Source organism: Streptomyces sp. NPDC029138 (genome assembly GCF_055564375.1).
Window position 1 is genome coordinate 88,809 of sequence record NZ_JBVHWM010000007.1, and the last position, 19,466, is coordinate 108,274.

The 19,466-nt window shown below is 73.8% G+C and carries 23 protein-coding genes and 1 pseudogene; 9 read left to right on the forward strand and 15 right to left on the reverse strand.

Translation table 11 applies throughout. The features are described 5' to 3' along the window. Positions 1-69 precede the first annotated feature (69 nt). The 3 genes from ACZ4WH_RS09850 to ACZ4WH_RS09860 all read right to left on the reverse strand — a co-directional run bounded on the left by ACZ4WH_RS09850 (position 70) and on the right by ACZ4WH_RS09860 (position 3,208). A complete protein-coding gene (locus ACZ4WH_RS09850) occupies positions 70-930 on the reverse strand; it encodes a FadR/GntR family transcriptional regulator (RefSeq protein ID WP_468178473.1) in 861 nt (286 codons plus the stop codon). A gap of 368 nt (positions 931-1,298) precedes the next feature. Then, complete coding sequence (locus ACZ4WH_RS09855) at positions 1,299-2,291, reverse strand: alpha/beta hydrolase family protein (RefSeq protein ID WP_468178475.1); 993 nt, start codon at positions 2,289-2,291, stop codon at positions 1,299-1,301. Continuing rightward, positions 2,288-3,208, reverse strand: coding sequence for a zinc-binding dehydrogenase (locus ACZ4WH_RS09860; RefSeq protein ID WP_468178477.1), 921 nt, complete (start codon positions 3,206-3,208; stop codon positions 2,288-2,290). Before ACZ4WH_RS09860 ends, ACZ4WH_RS09855 begins: the two co-directional genes overlap by 4 nt. 88 nt (positions 3,209-3,296) lie before the next feature. On the opposite strand from ACZ4WH_RS09860, the gene ACZ4WH_RS09865 reads away from it, so the two are divergent. Then, a complete protein-coding gene (locus tag ACZ4WH_RS09865; RefSeq protein ID WP_468178480.1) occupies positions 3,297-4,268 on the forward strand; it encodes a LysR family transcriptional regulator in 972 nt (323 codons plus the stop codon). Between the two features lie 315 nt (positions 4,269-4,583). Here ACZ4WH_RS09865 and rox read toward each other — a convergent pair whose 3' ends face one another. Beyond that, a complete protein-coding gene (rox, locus tag ACZ4WH_RS09870; protein ID WP_468178482.1) occupies positions 4,584-6,023 on the reverse strand; it encodes a rifampin monooxygenase in 1,440 nt (479 codons plus the stop codon). A 257-nt stretch (positions 6,024-6,280) separates the two neighbouring features. Between rox and ACZ4WH_RS09875 the strand changes: the two genes are divergently transcribed. Beyond that, positions 6,281-6,733 (forward strand): MarR family winged helix-turn-helix transcriptional regulator, encoded by a 453-nt coding sequence (locus ACZ4WH_RS09875; protein WP_468178484.1) that lies wholly within the window; start codon positions 6,281-6,283, stop codon positions 6,731-6,733. A gap of 72 nt (positions 6,734-6,805) precedes the next feature. Here the strand turns inward: ACZ4WH_RS09875 and ACZ4WH_RS09880 are convergent, their stop codons facing one another. From ACZ4WH_RS09880 to ACZ4WH_RS09890, 3 genes are all read right to left on the reverse strand, one after another. Next, entirely contained in the window at positions 6,806-7,309 is a 504-nt protein-coding gene (locus tag ACZ4WH_RS09880; protein WP_468178486.1) for a hypothetical protein, read from the reverse strand. An 86-nt stretch (positions 7,310-7,395) separates the two neighbouring features. Further along, positions 7,396-8,244, reverse strand: a complete 849-nt coding sequence (locus ACZ4WH_RS09885) for an ABC transporter permease (protein WP_468178488.1) — start codon at positions 8,242-8,244, stop codon at positions 7,396-7,398. After that, positions 8,241-9,269 (reverse strand): ABC transporter ATP-binding protein, encoded by a 1,029-nt coding sequence (locus ACZ4WH_RS09890; protein ID WP_468178490.1) that lies wholly within the window; start codon positions 9,267-9,269, stop codon positions 8,241-8,243. The genes ACZ4WH_RS09885 and ACZ4WH_RS09890 overlap by 4 nt, the downstream gene beginning before the upstream one ends. 736 nt (positions 9,270-10,005) lie before the next feature. Between ACZ4WH_RS09890 and ACZ4WH_RS09895 the strand changes: the two genes are divergently transcribed. Both ACZ4WH_RS09895 and ACZ4WH_RS09900 read left to right on the forward strand, forming a co-directional pair. Next, positions 10,006-10,245, forward strand: a complete 240-nt coding sequence (locus tag ACZ4WH_RS09895; protein ID WP_030991631.1) for a hypothetical protein — start codon at positions 10,006-10,008, stop codon at positions 10,243-10,245. Then, positions 10,245-10,622, forward strand: coding sequence for a fic family toxin-antitoxin system, toxin component (locus ACZ4WH_RS09900; protein ID WP_468178493.1), 378 nt, complete (start codon positions 10,245-10,247; stop codon positions 10,620-10,622). The genes ACZ4WH_RS09895 and ACZ4WH_RS09900 overlap by 1 nt, the downstream gene beginning before the upstream one ends. A gap of 57 nt (positions 10,623-10,679) precedes the next feature. Here ACZ4WH_RS09900 and crcB read toward each other — a convergent pair whose 3' ends face one another. The 4 genes and pseudogenes from crcB to ACZ4WH_RS09920 form a co-directional block, all read right to left on the reverse strand. Further along, positions 10,680-11,054 carry a fluoride efflux transporter CrcB gene (gene crcB, locus ACZ4WH_RS09905; protein WP_468178495.1) on the reverse strand — a complete coding sequence of 125 codons (375 nt, stop codon included), beginning with the start codon at positions 11,052-11,054 and terminating at the stop codon, positions 10,680-10,682. After that, positions 11,051-11,197, reverse strand: a complete 147-nt coding sequence (locus ACZ4WH_RS09910) for a hypothetical protein (RefSeq protein WP_468178498.1) — start codon at positions 11,195-11,197, stop codon at positions 11,051-11,053. Before ACZ4WH_RS09910 ends, crcB begins: the two co-directional genes overlap by 4 nt. Next, positions 11,194-11,682, reverse strand: a complete 489-nt coding sequence (locus ACZ4WH_RS09915; RefSeq protein WP_468178500.1) for a fluoride efflux transporter FluC — start codon at positions 11,680-11,682, stop codon at positions 11,194-11,196. Before ACZ4WH_RS09915 ends, ACZ4WH_RS09910 begins: the two co-directional genes overlap by 4 nt. Positions 11,683-11,889: 207 nt before the next feature. Beyond that, positions 11,890-12,859: pseudogene (locus ACZ4WH_RS09920) on the reverse strand (phosphotransferase family protein). Between the two features lie 153 nt (positions 12,860-13,012). On the opposite strand from ACZ4WH_RS09920, the gene ACZ4WH_RS09925 reads away from it, so the two are divergent. Beyond that, the gene (locus ACZ4WH_RS09925; RefSeq protein ID WP_468178502.1) at positions 13,013-13,651 is read left to right on the forward strand and encodes a TetR/AcrR family transcriptional regulator; all 639 of its coding nucleotides are present in this window, start codon (positions 13,013-13,015) and stop codon (positions 13,649-13,651) included. Positions 13,652-13,671: 20 nt separating this feature from the next. Here the strand turns inward: ACZ4WH_RS09925 and ACZ4WH_RS09930 are convergent, their stop codons facing one another. Further along, the gene (locus tag ACZ4WH_RS09930; RefSeq protein ID WP_468178504.1) at positions 13,672-14,559 is read right to left on the reverse strand and encodes an SDR family NAD(P)-dependent oxidoreductase; all 888 of its coding nucleotides are present in this window, start codon (positions 14,557-14,559) and stop codon (positions 13,672-13,674) included. A 71-nt stretch (positions 14,560-14,630) separates the two neighbouring features. Here ACZ4WH_RS09930 and ACZ4WH_RS09935 point away from each other — a divergent pair, with 71 nt between their 5' ends. Continuing rightward, positions 14,631-15,575 (forward strand): LysR family transcriptional regulator, encoded by a 945-nt coding sequence (locus tag ACZ4WH_RS09935; protein WP_468178507.1) that lies wholly within the window; start codon positions 14,631-14,633, stop codon positions 15,573-15,575. A 31-nt stretch (positions 15,576-15,606) separates the two neighbouring features. Here ACZ4WH_RS09935 and ACZ4WH_RS09940 read toward each other — a convergent pair whose 3' ends face one another. Further along, the gene (locus ACZ4WH_RS09940; RefSeq protein ID WP_468178509.1) at positions 15,607-16,038 is read right to left on the reverse strand and encodes a VOC family protein; all 432 of its coding nucleotides are present in this window, start codon (positions 16,036-16,038) and stop codon (positions 15,607-15,609) included. Positions 16,039-16,081: 43 nt separating this feature from the next. Here ACZ4WH_RS09940 and ACZ4WH_RS09945 point away from each other — a divergent pair, with 43 nt between their 5' ends. Next, positions 16,082-16,690 (forward strand): TetR/AcrR family transcriptional regulator, encoded by a 609-nt coding sequence (locus ACZ4WH_RS09945; protein WP_468178511.1) that lies wholly within the window; start codon positions 16,082-16,084, stop codon positions 16,688-16,690. 71 nt (positions 16,691-16,761) lie between these two features. Here ACZ4WH_RS09945 and ACZ4WH_RS09950 read toward each other — a convergent pair whose 3' ends face one another. After that, complete coding sequence (locus ACZ4WH_RS09950) at positions 16,762-17,226, reverse strand: MarR family winged helix-turn-helix transcriptional regulator (RefSeq protein ID WP_468178513.1); 465 nt, start codon at positions 17,224-17,226, stop codon at positions 16,762-16,764. A gap of 57 nt (positions 17,227-17,283) precedes the next feature. Here ACZ4WH_RS09950 and ACZ4WH_RS09955 point away from each other — a divergent pair, with 57 nt between their 5' ends. After that, positions 17,284-18,153, forward strand: coding sequence for an SDR family NAD(P)-dependent oxidoreductase (locus ACZ4WH_RS09955; RefSeq protein WP_468178515.1), 870 nt, complete (start codon positions 17,284-17,286; stop codon positions 18,151-18,153). Positions 18,154-18,330: 177 nt separating this feature from the next. Then, positions 18,331-18,552: a hypothetical protein gene (locus ACZ4WH_RS09960; RefSeq protein WP_468178517.1), complete on the forward strand. Its 222-nt coding sequence runs from the start codon at positions 18,331-18,333 to the stop codon at positions 18,550-18,552. 325 nt (positions 18,553-18,877) lie between these two features. On the opposite strand, the gene ACZ4WH_RS09965 is transcribed toward ACZ4WH_RS09960, so the two are convergent. After that, positions 18,878-19,123: a hypothetical protein gene (locus tag ACZ4WH_RS09965; RefSeq protein ID WP_468178519.1), complete on the reverse strand. Its 246-nt coding sequence runs from the start codon at positions 19,121-19,123 to the stop codon at positions 18,878-18,880. Positions 19,124-19,466: the final 343 nt, after the last annotated feature.

The window sequence follows — 19,466 nt, forward strand, 5'->3', positions numbered from 1 at the left end:
GGGGAGGGAGGGGAGGGGAGGGGGAGATGAGCGGCTCATTCCCGGGGACGCCACGTCGGTGACGCCATGTCAGGAGGCGGACGTCACCGGTGGGGTGGGCTTGGCGGCGTCGGTGGTGGCGTCAGTCGTGGCGCCCGGTGCGGCGGACGCGGCCGGTTCGGCGCCGGGTGCGGCGACGTTGAACAGACGGTCGCGGATACGGCGCTCGAACTGCTGCCGTGTCGTGGCGATGTGCTCGGTCATCAGCGCGGCGGCGCGGTCGGCGTCCCCCGCGGCGATGGCCTCGGCGATCGCCATGTGCTGGCGACCCGCCACCTCCAGCGAGCCCGGTGTGTCGCCGTGGAACAGCAGCACATCGGACTGCGCCGCCAGACGCCGTACGTTGGTGACGCTGGAGCGCAGGAAGATGTTGTGGGCGGCGACGCCCACGGCGTCGTGGAACTCCTGGTCGGCCACGGCGAAGGCGTCGGCGTCGTCCTCCCGGCCGGCCTCCAGGGAGCGCTCGGCGCCCTTCCGGATGTTCCGCACCTCGATCGGCGCCGCCTGACCCGCCGCGCGGCGGGCGGTCTCGGCCTCGATCAGGCTGCGGTAGTCCAGCAGCATCAGCACGTGTTCCATGCTGGTCGGCTGGAAGTGCGCCATGGCGTCGTCGGCCAGCCCGCCGGGCGAGTCGGCCACGAAGATGCCGGCGCCCCGCCGGACACTGAGCCGGCCGAGGGCCGCCAGTACCTTCACCGCCTCGCGGGTGACATTGCGCGAGGTGCCGAGGATCTCGGCGAGCCCCGCCTCGGTCGGCAGCCGCTCACCGGGCCGCAGGCCCTGTTCGGCGATGTACCCGAGGAGCTGCTCGGCGACCAGCTCGTAGCCCGGCCGGTACGGCCTGGGCGCCGCCCCGTTGCCCTTGGCCGATACCTTGCGCTCTGCTGACACGAGAACAACTCCCACCGCCGGAAATGAATCTGACTCATTGGCGGGGCCACTATGGCACCGGGGTGGGTGGCCGACAAGGGTTGCGGTCGAACTCCGTCGCGCGACCCGCCCGTCGCCCTGGCGGGCGGTGCGGATGAATCAGCGGGCGCTGTGAATGAATCAGATTGTTCAAGGCGTCTTCCAGCCGCCGGGACGCGCATTCCCCGGTACCGCTCGTCCTGGCCGTCCTCGCCGCTCTGGCCGGATACGTGGTGGCCGTACGTGCCGTGGTGGACGAGAAGTTCGGGCGGCGGTCGTGGCGCGCCCGCATCCTTGGTGTGGCTCGCTGCCGCGGGCCTCTTCCTTCAGCCGGCCTGAGCCGGAGCCGTTCATGCCGGTGGGCCGGTCAGGGTGGCCGTGATGTGGTCCGCGAGGCGGGGGAGCCAGTCGGGGCGGGCGTTGCCGAGGAGGTGGTCACCGTGCGGGACGGTCAGGTAGGTGCCGCGCGGTGCCAGCCGGGCCAGGGGCTCGCCGTCGGTCACGCCGGGAATGACGTCCTGGCCGCCGTCCACGACCAGCAGCGGAGCCGCGATGCGCGGAGCCAGGTCGGTGAGGTCGACGTGACGGGCGAAGTCGCGGGCGGCGTCCGCTCCTCCGGTCCGGCGGGTCATGATGTCCCGTACCGGCGGAGGCAGTCGGGCCCAGTCGAGGCGGAACGGGCCGCTGACGGTGGCGACCGCCGCCACGCGCGGCTCCAGCGCCGCCGCGCGGGCCGCGAAGTAGCCGCCCAGGCTGAGGCCGACGAGTCCGACGCGGGTGACGCCGAGGGCGTCGACGACCCGGCCGACGACCCGCTCGTACTCCGGCCGCAGAACCGTCGTGGCCGCGAGCACGCCCTGCCCGGGGCCGTCCATCGCGAACACCGCCAGGCCCCTGGCCAGCAGCGCGGACGCCACGTCCAGGAACTCCTCCTTGGCGGAGTCCAGCCCGGGGACGACGACCACGGTGCCGGGCGCGTCGGCGGGACCGCGGAGCCAGCCGGTGAATCCCTCACCGGTCACACGCCGCGCACCCGGCTCCAGGAGGGCGAGGGCACGGCCCAGCGCCTGGTCCGCCTCGGCCGCGGCACGCGGGGCCCGCGGGTACGGCGCGAGCGTGGCCAGGTGGAACCACCGGGCCGCCATGAGCAGATGTCCGCCCGCCGAGACGGCGGATGCCGCCTGCTCCGCGCGCTCCAGGTGGGCGCGTCCGGTGCGCAGGAAGGCGGGCCCCCAGTCGGCGACGGAGGCGAGGCCCGCGGTGACGCGCCGGTACTCGTGGGGGTCGACGCCCGCTCCGGTGGCGCGGGTCCACTGGGCGGCGGCGAAGTCCGCGGCGTTCATCGTCCCCCTCCCGTCGTCAGGACGGCCTTGCCGCGTATCCGGCGCTCCCGCAGGTCGACCAGGGTTGTGGCGGTCTCGGCCCAGTCGGAGATCCGGCCGATCTCCGGATGCAGCCGCTCCCGCTCCACGAGGCGTACCAGCGCCGCGAGATCGGGGCCGTACGGGGCGCCGGCGTAGTGGAAGTGCTGGATCGTGACGCGCTCGGGACCGCCCAGCAGCTGGAAGAAGTCGAGGGTCACCGGGGTGCGGCTCGCCTGCCCGAACCAGACGAGCGTGCCGCCCGGGCGCACCTTCGACAGGGCCCGCGGCAGATCCGGGCCGCCCGTGGACTCCAGCACGACGTCGAACGGCCCCCGAGCCGCCGCCACGTCGTGGACCACCTCGGCGCCCAGCTCCGCGAGCCGCGCGCCGCGCACCGGCGTGGCCGTCACCGCGGTCGGCTCGGCCCCGGCCCCGACGGCCAGCTCGGTGACGTAATGCCCGACGCCGCCCGAGGCGCCGGTCAGCAGCACCCGCCGGCCGACCAGGGAACCGGCCGTACGCAGCAGGCGCAGCGCGGTGATCCCGGCCAGGGGCAGGGCAGCCGCCCGTACGGCGTCGATGCCGGCCGGGAGCACCGCGAGGGAGTGCGTGGGCACGGCCGCGTACTCGGCCCAGCCGCCCTGAGCCGGATGCCCGACCACGCGGGTGCCGACACCGGGGCCCGAACCGTCGGCCGCGGCCTGGACGACGAGCCCCGCGATGTCCTTGCCGGGCAGCAGTCCCGGCCGGGGGCGTTCGAGGAGGAACGTCTCGCCCCTGTTCGGCGCGAACGCCTCGACCTTGACCAGCGCCTCATCGGGCTCCGGGACGGGCTGGGGGACCTCGGCGAAGGCGACCGGACGCGCCGCGTCCCCCGTGGGAATCAGTCTTCGCATACCGGGAATGCAACCCCCGCGCCCGTGCCGGAATCCAACAACGAACCGGCATGATCGACAACCGTTGGTTGTCACCTAGGGTGGGGCCATGGATCTGGACGGGGCGCAGGTACGTGCCTTCGTACGCGCCGCCGAGGAACTGCACTTCGGACGGGCGGCGGGGACGCTCGCCATCTCCCAGCAGGCGCTGTCGAAGCGGATCGCACGGCTGGAGTCCCTGCTCGGCACCGAGCTGTTCGAGCGCGGCGGGAGCGGAGTACGCCTCACCGAGGCCGGACAGCGCTTCCTCGCGCCGGCCCGGCAGACCCTGGCCGCGGCCGACGCGGCGGTGGCGGCGGCGATGGGGGAGAGCCGGCCGCTGCGGGTGGACGTCTGGGGGCATCTGTACGCGCCGATGCGGACTCTGGCCCAGGTCGCGGGGCAGGACAGGCAGGCCGAAGGGGCCGGTGGAGCAGGCGGGTTGGTGCTGGGCCACGGGCGTGACCTTCCGTCGGTGACGACGGCGCTGTTGCACGGCGACATCGACGCCGCCTTCGGCCGGGTCCACCCCCCGCTGCACGCCGGGCTGGCACACCGCCTGGTCCGCCTCGAACCGGTGGACGCCGTCCTCGGCGCGGAGCATCCGCTCGCGGCCGAACCGGCCCTGCGGCCGGACCAGTTGAGCGACAGCGTGCTGTGGGCGCCCGGCCCGCTGGACCGCCTCGACTTCCTCCACCAGTTCGCCGACCGGTTCGCGATCCGGAACAGGGCCACGAGCGTCAACCTGGGCCTCGCCCACTTCCTGGCCGAGGTGGCGGACGAGCCGCGCCGCTTCTCGCTGCTCCCCGCCGACGTGCCCCTGCCGGACATCCCCGGGCTGCGCTCCGTACCGCTCGTCCGCCCCACACCGCTGTACGCCTGGTCGCTGCTGTGGCGCACCGGCACCGGACACCCGGGCCTGCACGCCCTCATCGCCGCCTGCGCGGCGCGGGCAGGGCGCAGCCGATGGCTGGAGTACGACCCGTCCCGCGACTGGCTGCCCGAACCGCCGGCACCGCGCGGCTCCGACCAAGGGGTGTGAAGCGGGCCTCGGAGGCGCGCCTCGGGGCCGGGCCGCCGCCCGTACGGCGTGTTCGCGGCACCGGGGCGACGACGTCGTGCCCGATGCCCGGCACCCGTCGGCAGCGGCATCCGGAGGAGAACCTCCGCGCCGGACGTCGAGCCGTCCGCCGAGGACCTCGCCGCGAGCGAGGCCGCCGCCCCGCCCGAGCACATCGCGGGCAGCCGCTACGACGCGACCAGCCTCACCTTCGTCGACCGCCGACCCGGAGAGGAGCGGGCGCTGCCGGCCGGCGCCGCTGTCGCGCCGTACGCGCCGGCGACCGTACCCCCACGCTCACGACCCCAAGGCCGCGCCGAACCACTTGGCCAGGTGGTCGACCAGATCGCCCTGGTCCTCGCCGACCCAGGCCACATGGCCGTCCGGCCGCAGCAGTACCGCGGGCACCTCCAGTTCCTCGCTGACGTCGGCGACATGGTCGACCCGGTCCGCCCAGCCCGCCGCGGAGAGCCGGCCGGTCTGGTCCAGCAGCAGGCCCCGGCCGTCGTGCATCAGCTCATAGAGGCGGCCCCGCTTCAGCTGGACGTCCCGCAGTCTCCGGCCGAGCAGGTCCTGCCCCTCCCCGAGGTCGTAGCGGACGTCGACCGCGGTGATGATCCCGGTGATGTACCGGTTCACCTCCTCGAAGTCCATCAGCCTGCCGAACAGCTCCCGCAGCGCGGTCGCACCCGGATCGGTCCCGAGCAGCGTCATCTGCGCGCGGGTGTTGGCCAGTACGGCGGCGCCCACCGGATGCCGTTCGGCGTGGTAGCTGTCCAGCAGGTCTTCCGGCGCCCAGCCGGCCACCTCGGCGGCCAGTTTCCAGCCGAGGTTGAACGCGTCCTGGATGCCGAGGTTGAGCCCCTGCCCGCCGGTCGGCGGGTGGATGTGCGCCGCGTCACCGGCCAGCAGCACCCGGCCGACCCGGTAGCGCTCGGCCTGCCGGGTGGCGTCACCGAACCGGGACAGCCAACGCGGCGAGTGCGCCCCGAAGTCGGTGCCCGCGACCGCCCGCAGCCGCTGCTTGAACTCCTCCAGCGTCGGCGCGGCCGTACGGTCCTCGGCCACCCCGTCGGCGGGGACGCCGATGCGGTACACCCCCTCGTTCCCGTCCACGTCGGGAATGGCGCCGAACCGCAGCTGGGTCTTGCGGACCTCCGCGACGACGGCGGCGATCGTCGCCGCGTCCTCGGTCACCTCCATGTCGCCCAGCAGCGTCTCGACCTTGGCGGGCTCACCGGGGAAGCCGACGCCGAGCAGTTTGCGCACCGTGCTGCGACCGCCGTCGCACCCGACGAGGTACCGCGAGCGCAGCCGCGTGCCGTCCGCCAGTTCGGCCGTCACGCCGTCCGCGTCCTGGCTCAGCCCGACCACCTCGCGGCCGCGCCGGATCTCGGCACCGACTTCCAGGGCACGCTCGTTCAACAGCCGCTCGGTGGCCTGCTGCGAGATGGCGAGGCCGTACGGATGAGCCGTGTCCAGCCGGTCCGGCCACGGCTTGATGACGCCGCCGAAGAGCCCGCCGACCTGGAACTTCTCACCGGCCGCCAGGAACCGGTCGAGCAGGCCGCGCTGGTCCGTCATCTCCACGCTGCGCGCGTGCAGGCCACGCCCACGGGACTGCTCGGTCGGCTCGGTCAGCTTCTCCAGCACGACCACGTGTACGCCGTGCAGCCGCAGCTCGCAGGCCAGCATCAAGCCGGTCGGTCCACCGCCGACCACGATCACGTCGATCATTCAAGGCCCCCCGTTTCCACAGGTTCTGGTCGAGGCCGGAGATTCTGCATGACCAAGGGGGCCTTGCCGCAAGGCCCCCCGTGCGCTATACGTTGAGAGTGGCAAGGAGTGGGTGACCTCCTTGCCTTTGTCATGTGTGACGGCCTCGACCACCCGCGTCAGGCCCCGTACGCCTCCGGTCGTCTGCGGCACGATCCGCCCCTGGCGTTTACGAGTAGCTGCTCGTATCATGGGTCCGGGAACCCACGGAGGACATCATGACCACTACGTCGCCGAACCTCACCGAGCAGTGCAACAACCTGGCGCTGCGCAAGGCGGCGCGGTACCTCGGCGCGACGTACGACAAGGCGCTGGCCCCGGTCGGGCTTCGGGCGACGCAGTTCAGCATCCTGCAGAAGCTCGATGCCCACGGCGAGATGACGATCACCGCTCTCGCCGACATGATCGCCATGGACCGTACGACGATGGCCTCCAACCTCAAGCCGCTGGCCCGCGAAGGTCTCGTGACCGTCGAGCCGTCGCCGACCGACCGCCGGGCACGCATCGCCGCGATCACGCCGGACGGCCGTGCCCGGATGCGGGAGGCGATGCCCCTGTGGAAGGACGTCCAGGCCCGGTTCGAGGAGGCCTTCGGCGCCGAGGACGCCGATCGCCTGCGCACGTCCCTCGCGGCCATACTGGACACCGGCTTCACACCCTGGGCCGAGTGAGCCGCGCCGACACGCCGGCACCCGATGCCTTGGCAGAGGCGCGAAGTGAGATCCCCGGTCGGCTTCTCGGCCTCAGGAAACGCCGGGCCGCTTCGGTGGGAAGCCGGCTCTCACCGTGGCGTTTCGGCGGGGCCGCAGCAGGACGTCGCACAGCACCCCCGGCGAACCGGACAGGACGCACAGGCGTATGTGGCCGGCGGCGCGGACGACCGCCAGGCCTGGGTCCGGGCCCATGTCCGACGGGGGACGGTCCGGTCGGAGGGCCACCGTCCTGCCGCGGGCGTCGAGCGACCACCGCCCCGTACCGGTGAACCCCGCGACCGACGACGTACCCACCGGTAGCCCGGTCGCCGAGAAACGGCCGTCCGCGGCGAACTCCACCCGCCCGCCCCAGTCGTCGTCCTCCGACTCCCAGGTCCCGAGGAGCGCGGTGCGGGAGGGGACGGTGGCGAACCAGGGCTCGGCGTTGTGCGCGGCGACGGCACGCCAGACGCCCCAGCCGAGCACCATGGCGGCCACCCCCGCGAACACCGCGCGCCGTCGCCGGCGCACCGAGCGCCGTTCTCTCTCACGCACCGCGCCGCCGCCCGTCCCGCACCCGCCACTCGCCGATCCCCGCCACGGCGATCATCGAACCGGCCGGACGCGGCGAGCGCAAGCCTTCATGGGGTGTCTTCGGCGCGGCCGAACCGGCGGGCGGCCCAGAGCAGGGCGGTGATCGCCGTCAGCAGGAGGAGGCCCGTCTCCAGGGCCGGCGGTGGTGGCCAGGTGCCCCAGTGGACGCCGGCGGCGGCGGTGGGACGGGCGGTGCGGCGCAGGGTGTCGGCGGCGTAGGCGAGCGGGTTGAGGGCCGCCGCGGAAGTCATCCACGACGGGAGGGCGGAGAGCGGGACGAGAGCGCCCGATCCGAGGAGGAGAGGGGCGCTGCTCAGGGCCAGGAACGTGGTGAAGGTCTCGGGCCGGCGGGTGCGTACGGCCAGGACGAGGGCGAGCGCGGTGAGCGTGAACGCGGCGAGGGCCAGGTGCGCGAGCAGGCCCAGGAGCAGCAGGGGCCGGTAGGGCAGCCCGCCGACGGGCGCCAGGGCGAGCAGGACGGCGCCCTGGGCCGTGGCGGTGGCGCAGCCGCCGAGGCAGATCCCGCACAGCAGGGTCGAGCGGCGGGCGGGGGTCACGAGGATCTCGCGGATGACGCCGCTGTGCCGGTCGGTGATCAGACGGATGCCGACGCTGACGGCCGGTGCCTGGATGGCCATGAGCAGGATGCCCGGGTAGAGGAAGGCGCGGTACTGGCCGTCGAGGGCGCTGTCGGGAACCAGTGCCGACAGGCCACCGCCGAACGCGAGCAGGAACAGCAGGGGTTGGAGCAGGAGCAGCGCGGTGTGCGTGGGGTCGGCGACGAGTCGTAGCCAGTCGCGCAGGACGAGTCCGTGCACGGCGCGCAGCTCCTGCCGCAGGCCGCCCTCGCCGGTGCGAGCCGTTCGGGACGCGGATGCGCCGGGTGACGTCGTCATGGGGTCCGGGGGGTGTAGGGGCGGCCGGTGTGGTGGAAGAAGACGTCGTCCAGGGACGGCACGGTGGCGGTGGCCGTGTGGGTGTGCACGCCGTGAGCGCCGAGTGTGGCGCACAGCCGGGGCAGCCACTCGGCGCTGTCGGCCACCGGCACGGTGATCTCCTCGCCGCCGTCGAGGGCGGTGAGGAGGTGGGCGGTCCGGAGGACGGCGGCGGCCCGCCGGTTGTCGCTGGTGCGCAGCCGTACGGTCTCGTGCCCGAGGGCGGACTTCAGCTCGGCGGGCGTGCCGTGGGCGACGAGGTGGCCGTGGTCGATGATGGCCAGCCGGTCGCAGTACTCGGCCTCTTCGAGGTGGTGGGTGGTGACGAAGACGGTGATGTGCTCGTCCTCGCGCAGGGTGCGCAGGTGCCGCCACAGGCGGGCGCGGGCGGGCGGGTCGAGTCCGGCGGTCGGTTCGTCCAGGAAGAGCACGCGGGGTTCGTGCAGCAGGGCCCGGGCGATGTCGAGGCGGCGGCGCATGCCGCCGGAGAGCGTGCGGACCCGTTCGTGCCGGTGCTTGGTGAGTCCGGCGGTGCTCAGCACCTGGCCGGCGCGGGCACGGGCGTGCGCCCGGGAGAGGCCGTGCAGGCGCGCGTGCAGATGCAGGTTCTGGGCGCAGGACAGGTCCGGTTCCAGGGCGCTGTGCTGGAAGAGGACGCCGACGCGGCGGCGCACCAGGTGCGGCTGGGCGCGTACGTCCGCCCCGGCGACCCAGGCCTCGCCCGCGCTGGGCCGGTTCAGCGCGCACAGCACGGAGACGGTGGTGGACTTTCCCGCGCCGTTCGGGCCGAGGAAGGCGAACATCTCACCGGCCGCGATGCTCAGATCCACGCCCCGTACGGCCTCGTGGCCGCCCGGGTAGGTCTTGGCCAGTCCCCGGGTGTACACCGCGTGCGCCGGAGCGAGCCGCCGTACGCGGGGGGAGGAGGCGTCCGTGGTGGTGCTCGGGCGTCCGGTCATGGGCGGTTCCTCGCGGGTGCCGGTCATGGGCGGTTCCTCCCTGGCGGGAGAGGCGGGACGGTGACGGCGGGCAGGTGGCCGCGCTCGTGAGCCGGTTCGCCCCCGGGCTCGGAGCCGACGGCGACCCGCGCGTGGACGCGGAAGGGATCGGTACGCGCCCCCTCCCGGCCCAGCCACTGCGCCACGGCGGCAGCGGTCCCCCTGTCCGGCGGCATCACCCACCAGTTCTGCACCGCACTGCTCTCCTCACGCGAAGTCCTCCGGGAATCGGGCGCACGCGTCGGGCTCGGTCGCCGTGCGCGTGGCGCCGGAGCGGCCGCGTCGGCGACGGCGCCGCTCATCCACGGTGATGACCGAAAGGAGCGGGAATAACCGGCTGGACCGGATAAACACACCGCACGGATGAAGGTGCCGCACAACCCCGGCTGCGGCGCGCCTCCCGCGACGGAACGTATCCACCTCCCGCCCTCCGCGTGCCCGCGCACACCGCCGGGCGCCGCCGCACCGCACGCGCCCCGGCAAGCCTCCGGCCGGGCGGCTCGGCGTTCCCGCGCGAACCCGGGCTAGGCGGTCGCGGTGACGCGGTCGACGGCCCGCCGCGTCAGCGCACGGTCGTGCGGCGAGCCCTCCAGGGGCGGTGCAGGGTCAACACATCGGTGCGCACCGAGTTGGCGGGCGGCGTCCGGGCGTCTCGGAGCGTTACGAACCTACACTCGGGGTTTCGGGCTTACCCAGGCCTGGTAACAGCTGTTACCGTCGGAGCATGGCGAAGACACAGCTGGGTGCGCGCGTCGATGAGGAGATCGCGGAACTGGCCCGGGCCCGGGCCCGGGACCGCGGCCTGAGCGTCGGCGACTACATCGCCTCCCTGGTACGGGACGACACCGGCGGACTGCGGCAGCGCGGCATGGACGCCGCCCGGCGCTTCCTCGACGAGCACCAGGCCGTCTTCGACGCGGCCGAGGACGCGGACCGGGGCACCCCGGGCGTGCACGCCGCGTGATGGAGCTGTACATCGACGTCCCCTGGATCCTCGAGGTCGCGGAGCTGGCCGGCGCGCGGGACCCGGCCCCCGAGGACTACGGCGTACCGGTCGCCGCCGTCGCCTGCCACCGGGCGGAGCTGCTGGAACAGCCGGTCTACGACGGCCCCTACGCCCGGGCCGCCGCCCTGGTGCACATCCTGGGCCGCTGCCGCTGGCTGGAGCGCTCCAACATGGCCGTCGCGGCGGCGACGGGCGTGATGTACCTGGAGGCCTCCGGCATCCCGGTCAAGCCGACCCGCGACGACGCGGTGGCGCTGCGCGACCTTCTGCGGGACCCCCTGTGCACCGCGCCGAAGATCGCCGCCCTGCTGCGCGGCTGGCCCCGGACGACCTGACCGCACCGCCGCCGCAGCCGGGCCGCCGCCGCACCGCCCCGGCCGCGCGTGTCGTACTCAGGACCACATCGCCTGGGCGACGGCGCCGCCCACGAACGCGGCCCCGAGGCCGGTGACCACGCTGGCGATCACGTTGGCGGCGGCGAAGAACCTGGCGCCGGCCTCGGCCAGCCGCAGCGTCTCGTAGGAGAAGGTCGAGTACGTGGTGAGCGCTCCGCAGAACCCGGTGCCGAGCAGCAGTTGCACCGAGTGGGAGGCGGCGCCGTAGGTGACGGCGCCGGACAGCAGCCCCAGGATCAGACAGCCGGTCACGTTGACGACGAAGGTGCCCCAGGGCAGGACGGTGGCGTGCCGGGTCTGTACGGCGCGGTCGGTCAGGTACCGCAGCGGCGCCCCGACCACGGCGCCGGCGATGACGAGGACCCAGTTCACTGCGCTTGCTTCTCCTTCTCGCGTCCTGCGTGGCGGATGACCTCGCACTCGTCGAGGTACAGCGGCTTGTGCCGGAAGGTGTCGCCCTCGGCGACGAAGACGGTCACGCGTGGTGCGGAGCCGGAGCCGTGCAGTCGTGTCACGTCGTCCTCCCCGTCCTCCACGAGATCAGGCGGCGGGTCGCCGCTGTCGCCAGCCACACGGCCGCGAACGCGGCGAGCAGCGTGGCGGCCAGGTAGGCCAGGCCGGTGCGGGCGTGGCCGCTCTGCACCAGCCGCTGGATGTCGACGCTGTAGGTGGAGAAGGTCGTGAAGCCGCCCAGGACGCCGGTGCCGAAGAAGGGGCGTACCAGCCGGTGCGCCGCCCAGGCCTCCGTGATGACGACCATGAAGGCGCCGATCACCGCGCAGCCGGCCGCGTTCACCACGAGGGTGGTCCAGGGGAAGGCGCCGGCGGCGGTGGGCCACAGCAGGGAGGCGCCGTAGCGGGCCGCGGCCCCGAGCGCGCCGCCGGCCGCGACCGCCGTGATCACGGGCGCCTGACCGTCGGCGGGTCCGCGGCGCCGTGTCGGCGCGGACTCGCCGACGGAACGGGTGGGCTCGGTCATCCGATCGCGTGGAGCTGTCATGGACGCGCTTCTCCTACTCGTGCAGCCGCCCGGCATGCGGGCGCGTGCGGTCACAAGTAGGGACTGTTGGCGGCGTCGATGCCTCGGTTCGGGTGCGGCGAGCCCCACCGCCGCGCGACCGCCTGTTCTCGGCTGCCGCTGCTGCCCAGCCTAACCGGTGCGGCCGGCCACCGTCGCGGCGGCCCGCCGCGGAGCGGCGTCAGGCGGTCAGCGGAGTTCGAGCGCCGCTCGCAGGTTGTGCTCGGCGATGCCCGCCATCGCCGTCCGGTCGGGAAAGTCCCCGTCGAGCAGCCGCAGCGGCCCCGCCGTCAGCGACAGCCGCTGGGCCAGCAGGTAGAGCGCGAGCCGGTCCTCGTCCAGGCCGGTCACCGCCAGCGGACCGTACGCGTCGCCGAGGCGGATGCGCAGGAAGACGTGCTCCCATTCGACGTCGAAGTACATCGTGCCCTCGATGTCGATCATCACGGGCCGGCCGTCCGCGTCGACCAGCACATGGTCGGGTCCCAGCTCGCCGTGCACGACCGCGTACTCCTCGCGCGGCCGTACCGCGCCCGCCAGCTCCCGCAGCCGCTCCTCCAGCCGGGCGCGGGCGGCGCCGACCCGCGGATCACGCGAGGCGGCCTCCGCGAGGTCCCGCAGTGCGCGTGCGAGGACGACCCCCTCGCACGACGTCCCGTGTGACGTCCCTCCACCGTCGACCACGGCGACTTTGCCGTACGCCGGGGCCCGGTGGCGGCGCATCGCCTCCAGCGCCTGCCCGAGCCGGTTCACGACCGGGGCCGCCGCGTGGCGGTCGCGCGCGAGGAGGTCGCGCAGGTTCTCCCCCCGGACGTCCTCCACGACCGCGAGATCGGACGGCACCGTGGACGCCGTCCCGGTCGATGAGACGGACAGCCGGGACGCGGACGCCGAGCGCGTCCAGCCGCGCGTGCGCGGCCTCGAACAGGTCGAGCCCGAGGCCGGGCGAGAAGGGGTCGGTGAGGTCGTCGTCGCCCGGGGCCGCCGGCCAGTAGTTCTCGTCGTCGTCCCACACATAGGCGACCGCCGTCGTCGCGTCGTCCATCACCAGGCGGTACACGCCCTTCTTGCTGCCGCCCGCGACCCGCTCGACCGCCTCCAGTCGCCGCCCCCCGCCCAGCGCGGCCCGCGCCGCCCCTGCCAACCGCTCCCGCGTCACTGCCCTGGGTGCCACGTCCCCGCCCGCCTCTCCGTCACGCCAACTCGCGCACTTTACGGGAGCGTTGAGAGGGCGGCGACTCGAAAAGGAAGGCGCGCGCCCCCTCGCATAAACTGGACCGGCAAGTCCAACGGATGGGGTGGAGGAGGGCACGTGAGCACGAGTGGAGCGACCGCACCGCGGCTGACCGCCAAGGGCCTGGCCACCCGGCGCCGCATCGTGGAGGGTGCGGCCGAGGAGATCCGTGAGCGGGGCGTCGCCGGGACGACTCTCGACGACATCCGGGCCCGCACCGCGACCAGCAAGAGCCAGATCTTCCACTACTTCCCCGGCGGCAAGGAGGAGCTGCTGCTGGCGGTGGCCGCCCGCGAGGCCGAACGCGTCCTGGAGGACCAGGAACCGCACATCAGCGACCTGACCACGTGGTCGGCCTGGCAGGACTGGCGCGACGCGGTCGTACGGCGGTACGAACAGCAGGGGGTCAACTGCCCGCTCGGCGTGCTGATCACCGAGCTGGGCCGCACCACCCCGGCCGCACAGGCACTCACGGGCCAGTTGATCAGCCAGTGGCAGTCAGCCCTGCGCACCGGCATCCAGCACATGCAGGACAGCGGCGAGGCCGACCGGCGGCTCGACGCCGACCGGACGGCGGCCGCACTGGTCGCCGCGGTGCAGGGCGGCGTGACCATCCTGATGTCCACCGGCGCCATCGGACACCTGGAAGCGGCGCTCGACACGACACTGACGCTGCTGCGCACGGCAGCCGTACCGGCGGTGCGCCCCGGGACCTGACGCGTCCGCACAGCAGCACCTCAGGGCGTGAGCAGCCGGTCCTGTTCCACCGGGGGCGTGCCGCCGTACCAGGGCAGGGCCTTGCCGAAGCGGACCAACTCGCCGTACAGGGCGGGGTCGACGTGCTCGGCGAGGACCAGGTCGAGTACGGCTTCGGCGGCCTGGGCCGGTGACTGGGCGTGGCCGTAGTCGCTGAACCAGGGGCGGGAGGTCGCGGTGTCGACCATGCCGGGGCACACGGCCGCGATCAGCGTCCCGGTGGCGAGGTCCCGTTCCCGGCGTTCGGCGGCGACCGCGCGGACGGCGGCGACCTGAGCCACCTTCGAGGGGACGTTCAGCCACAGCGGCCATCCCGCCTCTTGCGCGGTCTCGTTGTGGATGGCGCCGCGCCACGACTCGACGGCGTACTCGACCCGGTCGAGGCTCGCGCCGTCGAACAGGTGGTGCAGCCGGGGGTCGAGGTGGCCGAGGGTGCCCAGGCTGCTGGCCACGACGAGCAGCCGGCCGCCCGGGCGCAGGACGGGGCCGAAGGAGCGCAGGACGGCGTGCGTGGCGGTGTTGGAGACGTCGATGAACTCGTCGGCCCGCTCGGCCTGTGACTCCTCGGGCAGCACGCGGGCGACCGCGTTGGACAGGACGACGTCGACGCCTCCGTGCCGCGCGCGCAGATCCTCGGCGAGGCGGGCGACGGCGTCGGTGTCGGTGACGTCCAGGACCCGGCCCTCGACCCGGGCGCGGGTACCGGGCAGCCGGCCGGCCTCCCGGGCGGCGTCCGCCACGCGCCGGTGGTCGCGGCCGGTGAGCAGGACCAGGTCGGCCGGGCTCATACGGGCCGCCAGCCCCTCGACGAGAGCGCGGCCCAGTCCCTGGTTGGCGCCCGTGACGAGGGCGATGCGTGAAGCGTTCATGGACACCACGCTAGGAACGCCGTATCCATGAGTCCAACGAAAGTCAGGCACAGCTGGCATGCGGAAACGTCATGGACTTCACGGATGTGTCACTCACCGCGCTGCGCGTCTTCCGCGCCGTCGCCGAACAGGGAACCTTCACCGCGGCCGCCGCGTCGCTGGGCTACACCCAGTCGGCGGTGTCCCGGCAGATCGCCTCGCTCGAACGGGTCGCGGGCGCCGAGCTGCTGGAGCGGCGGCGGGACGGCGTACGGCTCACCGCCGCCGGCCGTGTCGTCATGCGCCGGGCGACGGTCGTACTGGACGAGATCGACGCGACCGCCAGGGAGCTGTCGGGCCTGCCCGGGCAGTCCGGGACGGTCCGCCTGGGCTGGTTCCCGAGCGCCGGTGCCGTCCTGCTGCCCCGCGCCCTGACCGCGCTGCGCCGCACCGACCCCGGCCTCCGGGTCGTCGGCCGGGAGGGCAGCACCCCGGCGCTGGTACGCGCCCTGCGGGCCGGCAGTCTCGACCTGGCGCTGCTCGCGTCCGCGCCGCCGTTCCGGCCGCCGGACGCCGAGTCGCCCCCGCTCGTCCTGCGAACCCTCACCGAACGGGCGCTTTGCCTCGCGGTGCCCGCCACCCACCCGCTGGCCCGTGGCGACTTCGTCGACGTGGCCGATCTGCGGGGGCAACGCTGGATCGCGGGGTCCTCCTCGGGCGAGGACCAACTGATGGGGGTGTGGCCGGGCCTGGACGAGCGGCCCGAGATCGCCCACACCGCGCGCGACTGGCTCGCCAAGCTCCACCTGGTCGCCGTCGGCTGTGGGCTGACCACCGTGCCGCCCGCCCTCGCCGCCGCCGCGCCACCGGGTGTCCGCGTCCTCCCGGTCCGTGGCGGGCCCCAGGAACAGCGGCGCGTGCTCCTGGCCCGGCTGCCCCGTCCGCCGGCCGAGCCGGTCACCCGCGTGGCAGCCGCCCTCCGCGCTGCGGCCCTCGACGGGGACGCACCTGCCCCGCCGCCGTCGTCGCCCGCGTGATCGCGGGGAAGCGGGCGGCGGCGTCGTGCCCTCAGGCCTGTGACGTCTCGATCAGTTCCAGGAGGTTGCCTTCCGGATCGGCGACGTACGCGTACCGCATGCCCGCGGTGACGCCGGGGGCCGGTGAGGACACCGGGGCGGCGCCGCACTCACCGGTCAGACGGGCGAACGCGGCGTCGAGGTCGGGGACGTGCAGAGCGAGGTGGGTGAAGGTCTGTACGGCGGTGGCGGCGAACGGGTCGGCGGGCGAGAGGGGGCTCGAACCGCGCCGTTCGACGAATTCCACGCGCAGGCCGGCCGCGTCACTCAGGACGACGGTACGGACGCCCGCCTCCGGCATGTCCAGGCGCTCGTCCACGTGAGTGAGTCCGAAGGCATCGCCGTACCAGGCTTCCTGGGCGGAGAGGTCGGCGACCGAGAGGCTGATGTGGTGGAACCGGGCGGCGGCCGTGGCAGTGGGCATGGTTAATACCTTTCACCTGGTGAGTGGTGTTAACCTTACTGCCGTGAACCCTCCCGTCAAGCGGCGTCCCGTCGGCCACCACCACGGGGATCTGCGCAACGCCCTGCTGCGAGCGGCCCTCGAACTGGTCGGCGAACGAGGCCCGCACGGCTTCACCCTGGCCGAGGCCAGCCGCCGGGCCGGGGTGAGCGTCGCGGCACCGTACAAGCACTTCGCCGACCGGGAGACGCTGCTGGCGGAACTCGCCGCGCAGGGGTATCGCGAGCTGCGCGACCGTCTCGCCGTGGCCCTGGGCGGCAGCGAGGACCCCGTGGAGCGGCTCGCGTCGTTCGCGTCCGCCTACGTCCGTTTCGCCGCCGAGGAACCGGCCCTGTTCGACGTCACGTTCAACGCGGGCCTCGACAAGTCCCGGTTCGCCGAACTGGCCGCGTCCGGCGAGGAGGTGGCCGGCCTTCTGCTGCCGGTGGCCCGGCAGGTGGCCCCGGACGCGGACGGCGCGTTCGACCTGCTGCTCCGCGTGGCCGGTGCCGCGCACGGCCTCGCCGTGTTCCATCGCCAGGGGCTGTTCGGAGCGGGCGGCGGCGCCCTCACGGACACGGAGGAGAAGGCCGCCCGCACGGCTCGCGACATCGCACGGGCCGACGACGTCTGACGGCGGGGTGGTTGAGGCGCCGGCCGGATTCCCTCAGGGATCCTACGGTCGCCGTGTGCCGGGCCGAGGGATCAGCGCGTGCGGCTGCGCCGGGTGGCTTCGTCGGCGTCCGTCAGGAGTTGTTCCAGGCGGGTGAGCTGAGGGGCGTCGAGGGCGCCGAAGATGCGCTGGAGTATCCGGATGCCCGCCTGCTCGCCGGCGGCGAGGGCCGCGTGGCCCTGGTCGGTCAGCGTGACGGTCTTGCGCCGGCGGTCCCCGGGGTCGGAGGTGCGGGTGACCAGCCTCAGGCGTTCGAGGGCTTCGACGGCCTGGGTGACGGAGCGGGGCGCCTGGCCGAGCGCCTCGGCGAGTTCGGCCTGATGGAGAGCGCCGCGCTGGGCGAGGAGCCGGAGCAGTTTGGTACGGGCCAGGGACAGGCCGGCCGCGGCCATGTGCTGATCGACCGCCCCCCGGACCTGGTGGGCGACGGCCAGGAACCGCAGGCCCACGTCCGCGGGGTCGGGGCTGGTGGGCGGCGCTGTCTCGTGCTTGCTCATGACGTCGGGTATCGTCCCACACGGAATTGATGAGGTACCTCACCAATGGAGGAAGCGGTGCCCCGACCCGTTGCTGTGATCACCGGTGCGACCTCCGGGCTGGGCCGGATCGCCGCCCTGGATCTCGCCCGCCGGGGCTACGACCTCGGCATCGTGGCGCGCTCCCCGGGCAGGGCCGAGGCCCTCCTGGCCGAGCTGGCGGAGACGGCCGGGGGTGCGCGGGCCGACGTCTTCCTCGCGGACCTCGGGGTCGTCTCGCAGGCCCGGCGGGCGGGCCGGGAGATCGCCGCGCGGTATGCGCGGCTGGACGTGCTGGTGAACAACGCGGGCCTGCACGCGTTCGCCCAGCGCGTCACGCCCGAGGGGCTGGCGGAGATGACCGCCGTCAACTACCTCGGCCCGTTCGTGCTGACCCAGGCGCTGACGGACACGCTCCTGGCGTCCGGACCGGCGCGGATCGTGAACGTCGCCTCCGAGGCCTCCCGGCGGGCCGGGAGCATCGCACCGGCCACGGACCTGCGGCACACCGCCCCCTACACGCGGCGCGCCTCGATGGCCCGCTACGGCCGGACCAAGCTGATGACCATCATGTGGACCCAGGAACTGGCCCGGCGCCTGGACGCCACGAAGGTCACGGTGAACTGCTGCGACCCGGGCTTCAACGCCACCGGCCTCGGCCGCGACCTGCCCGGCTCCGCCGCGCTGCGACGCGTCCTGGACGTCCTCAAGGTCGGCGACCCGCGCAGGGGCGCGCGGATCATCGTCCGGCTGGCGACCGACCCGGCGTTCGCGCACACCACCGGTGGCTACTTCTCCGTCCGCGACGCCGAGCCCCTGCCGTGCCCCGAGCCCGGCCGTGGCGAGGACGTCCAGCGGGAACTGTGGGAGGAAACCGAGTCGTTGCTCGCCGGGACGAGTGGTGCGTAACGCCTGTACGGCGCCGTCGATCCGCTGGGTCAGCCTCGGTCAGTGAAGGAGACCTGTGGCCGATTTTCGTCGCACCTTCTCGCGAAACCGCAGGTCACAGGCGTGACGCTGTTGCTCCCGTCCTGATCTGTGCCGACGGCCACAGCGAACGGGGGCCCCGTGGGCTCATACTGAGCCATGACCAAGCCTGCTGCACCGAAGCGTCACCTGCCTACCAGCCCCTTCAAGGCCCCGGTCACCCGGGCTCCCAAGCACTTCGCCGTAGGGGACCAGGTCACACACGACGCGTACGGCCTCGGCCGAGTAGTCGGCGTCGAGGACGGCATCGCGGCACTCGTGGATTTCGGCTCGGCGCAATTGCGGATCTTGAGCCCGTACGCCAAGATGACCAAGCTGTAGGACCGCTGTGCCCGGTCACGGCACACCAGGACCCGTTCCGGGACCTGTAACGAAAGAGAGTCCTCCCATCGATCTGACGTCGCTGTTCTCCGCCCTGGAAGGGCAACCCCGCCGCTCCGCCGCGGCATCGCCGCCTCCTGCGACGAACCCCTTCCAGGCCCCTGACTTCGGGGAGGACGAGACCTGGCCGCTCGACGACGCACAGGAGTCCGCCCCGGGCATGCCTACGACACGACCCGAGGCGGCTTAGCTCCACGCATGACGGTGGCTCCGTGAGCGGACCGTGCCGGGAACCGGCCGAGGGCCGTGGTCGTCGCCCGGTGGATCAGTCGGGGAGGCGGACGTTGCCGAGCCGGCTGACCATGGCCGGGTCGCGGTGGCCGAAGAACACGGAGTTGCCGGTGTCCAGGGCGGCGATGCGGCTCTCCGGTCGTCGGTGAGCCGGCAGTCGATCACCGCGATGTTCTCCGCATCCGGTCGGCCCGACCGACTCGGGGATCACGACGACGCCACGCTGGATGAGCCGGCGCGGCGGCGAGGAACCGGGGCGCTTCCCGCGTGCCCGCAGCACCCGGACCAGTCCCCGGACAGGCCGGCCTCACCCCCGGCCCCGGCGTCCGCCGTACCCCCGGTCTGGCCGCGAGGAACTGGCCACCCTCGCCGGGGCCGGCATCGACTACTGCACCCCCCTGGAACGGGACAAGGAACCCCGGCCCAGACCGGCCGCGGTCGACGCCCTCGCGCGTGCCCCGCGACTCGTTGACTTCCTCGCGGGTGCCCCGCGGCTCGTTGACTTCCTCGCGGGTGCCCCGCGGCTCGTCGACTTCCTCGCGGGTGCCCCGCGGCTCGTCGACGTCGAGCACCAGCACCTGCGCGAGCCGGCCGTCCGCGCCGCATGGTACGCACCCCAGCCC